Below are 232 nucleotides of genomic sequence, written 5' to 3'. Positions count from 1 at the left end.
GCCGAACACCGTGGCGATGATGCCGAAGCCATCGACTGCGTAGCCGATCGGGCCGTTGATGCGTTTGCCGATCAGCGGATACAGCGCCGAACGCAGGGCCAGCGGCAGATTGTGCCGATAAGCGAAATAGGCCAGTGCCATGCCGACAAAGGCAAACACGCCCCAGCCATGCAGGCCCCAGTGCAGGAACAGGATCTGCATCGCCTGGCGTGCCGCATCCGCCGTGCCGGCC

1 protein-coding gene is annotated in these 232 nt (G+C 64.7%); it reads right to left on the bottom strand.

The genetic code is table 11. The annotated features are described in order from the left end of the window. Window positions 1–232, bottom strand: a 232-nt coding sequence (locus AAEY83_RS18820) for a BCCT family transporter (protein ID WP_351061753.1), incomplete at both ends; no start/stop codon positions are given.

This window comes from Psychrobacter sp. TB20-MNA-CIBAN-0197, from assembly GCF_040309765.1.
GTDB lineage: Bacteria > Pseudomonadota > Gammaproteobacteria > Pseudomonadales > Moraxellaceae > Psychrobacter > Psychrobacter submarinus.
Note: the sequence above shows the minus strand (reverse complement) of the source record. Positions and strands in the feature narration are given on the sequence as shown.